Below are 2,289 nucleotides of genomic sequence, written 5' to 3'. Positions count from 1 at the left end.
CTTGAAAGACCTCTTCGACAAAACTAAATTTCAATATGACAAAGACCGTTTCGGACCAAATGGGCCAAATTTATTTAATGTTTAACTAGTCCCTATTTTTTATGGGACACTAATGATCGAACAAAGTAATAAGTATCTAAATGCGTTGCTCTTGAACGGTAATACTGGTAAAAATCAAGATTTTGGTCAAAAAAATATTTCAGACTATTTAATTGACTATGAAGATATTCTCTCTGTACATCATCACTGCCAATAGGACGTTTCATTTCAATTCTAACAACTTTATGAAAGAATATGTACCTACCAAGAATATCTGGCTTTATTTCTTTGAAAAAGTGAATTTCTTCTTGTTCACTCTGAAATTCGTATGCGATAGTCATTTCTCGCAATTTTTCAAACAATGGACGTATAACGTCTATCATATATAATGCATCTTCTGTATTGACATTCTCATCAATACCACGCAATTCCATTTCTTCATTAATGCGAAGTAATATTTCATTGATGTATTTTTGCACCGTTCAAACTTAAAAGATTTAAAAATTGGCATTTTTCGGTGTACGTGGAAATGGTATCACATCACGAATATTTGACATTCCTGTAACAAATAACACTAATCTTTCAAATCCTAACCCAAATCCTGCATGAGGAACAGTTCCGAACTTTCGTGTTTCAAGATACCACCATAATTGTTTCATATTCATACCCAATTCTTCCATTCGCTGGCGTAATTTCAGGTAATCTGATTCACGCTCGGAACCTCCTATTATCTCTCCTATCTGTGGAAATAAAATATCCATTGCTCGTACAGTTTTACCGTCTTCATTCAACTTCATATAAAAAGCTTTTATTTCTTTAGGATAGTCCGTAACAATGATAGGGCAACAAAAATATTCTTCAACTAAAAAACGTTCATGTTCAGAGCTTAAATCCATGCCTTGCACTATTGGAATTTCAAATTCTCTGTTTGATTGTTTCAATATTTCTATTGCTTGTGAATATGGCAATCGAACAAATTTGTTATTTACTACTGAATGTAAGCTTTCGATTAAACCACTATTTACTGTATTATTCAAAAAAATCAAATCACTTTCACACGTTTCAATAGCATAGCGAATTACATATTTCAAGAAGTCCTCCGCTAAATCCATGTTATCGTTGATGTCAATAAACGCCATTTCGGGTTCCACCATCCAAAATTCAGCTAAATGTCGATAAGTATTCGAGTTTTCAGCCCTAAAAGTTGGTCCGAATGTGTAAATAGCCCCTAATCCCAAAGCCCCCAGTTCACCCTCCAATTGCCCTGATACAGTTAGATTCGCCGGGACACCAAAAAAATCTTGATTATCACCCGTTGTTACTTCAAACAATTTTCCTGCTCCTTCTGCATCAGATGTAGTTATTATGGGAGTATTAAAATAGAAAAAACCTTTTTCATGAAAGTATTTATGTATAGCAAAAGCTAAATTATGACGAACTCTAAATATCGCTCCAAAAATATTTGTTCGCATCCGCAAATGAGCAATATTCCGCAAAAAATCTAACGAGTGTTCTTTCTTTTGTAAAGGATATTCCTGTGGGTCGGCAGTGCCATATAAAACTATATTTTGGGCTATTATTTCTCCATGCTGCTGATTTCCAGTAGATAGTACAAACATACCATCTACCCGAATGGCACTTCCGGTAGTTACCAATTTAAGAAAATCTTTTTTTATCTTTTCATGTTCAGCCACAATTTGCAGATTATGAACAGTTGAACCATCATTTATTGCAATGAAACTAATGTTTTTACTTTGTCTATGCGTTCGTACCCAGCCGTTTACGCTTACATTAATATTATAGGTAGTTGTTTTCAACAAATCAATTATTCTTATTTTCATAAAGTCATAATATTATAGTTTACAATGCCATTTCATTAATAAATATGGTAAGGGAGTTATTCGAGAGGAACTGGTTATTTATGAATAAGTCATAATTCAATTCAATATGAATATTGTTATCACCAATTGTAGGATGGTAAGACAATGTTTTGATTTTTACATTGAGTTCTCCATCTGTATTAATATAATCAGATTCCGTACATTCTCCCTCTATGAAAGACATTTCAGAGAACAAACTCCCACTTCGGTATAAACAAACAGATTTATTACTGATTACCAATTTGTTTTCAATGATATGTCCACCTTTACATAGTTCTCGATATTCAACAATATGCAGACCATTAACAATAGAATATTTAAGTTTCGCAAGTTCAGCTTGCTAGTTTTAATTTGTAAATATCGCATATAT

General features: G+C 32.9%; 3 protein-coding genes. All 3 read right to left on the bottom strand.

Annotated features, from left to right (window positions below; genetic code table 11):
• Positions 1 to 92 precede the first annotated feature (92 nt).
• Genes E5355_RS18930 through E5355_RS18920 form a run of 3 tightly spaced genes read right to left on the bottom strand, consistent with a single transcriptional unit; the run spans position 93 to position 2,211 of the window.
• Positions 93 to 518 carry an RteC domain-containing protein gene (locus E5355_RS18930; RefSeq protein ID WP_246867008.1) on the bottom strand — a complete coding sequence of 142 codons (426 nt, stop codon included), beginning with the start codon at positions 516 to 518 and terminating at the stop codon, positions 93 to 95.
• 18 nt (positions 519 to 536) lie between these two features.
• Positions 537 to 1,880 (bottom strand): asparagine--tRNA ligase, encoded by a 1,344-nt coding sequence (asnS, locus tag E5355_RS18925; RefSeq protein WP_136011538.1) that lies wholly within the window; start codon positions 1,878 to 1,880, stop codon positions 537 to 539.
• A 19-nt stretch (positions 1,881 to 1,899) separates the two neighbouring features.
• A complete protein-coding gene (locus E5355_RS18920) occupies positions 1,900 to 2,211 on the bottom strand; it encodes a DUF1934 domain-containing protein (RefSeq protein WP_256372015.1) in 312 nt (103 codons plus the stop codon).
• Positions 2,212 to 2,289 lie beyond the last annotated feature (78 nt).

The organism is Bacteroides muris (ex Afrizal et al. 2022), assembly GCF_004793475.1.
GTDB classification, from domain to species: domain Bacteria; phylum Bacteroidota; class Bacteroidia; order Bacteroidales; family Bacteroidaceae; genus Bacteroides; species Bacteroides muris.
Note: the sequence above shows the minus strand (reverse complement) of the source record. Positions and strands in the feature narration are given on the sequence as shown.

What these genes read in the sequence shown, in the direction of transcription:
- asnS (WP_136011538.1), bottom strand. Translation starts at nt 1,880, where the DNA reads ATGAAAATAAGAATAATTGATTTGTTGAAAACAACTACCTATAATATT.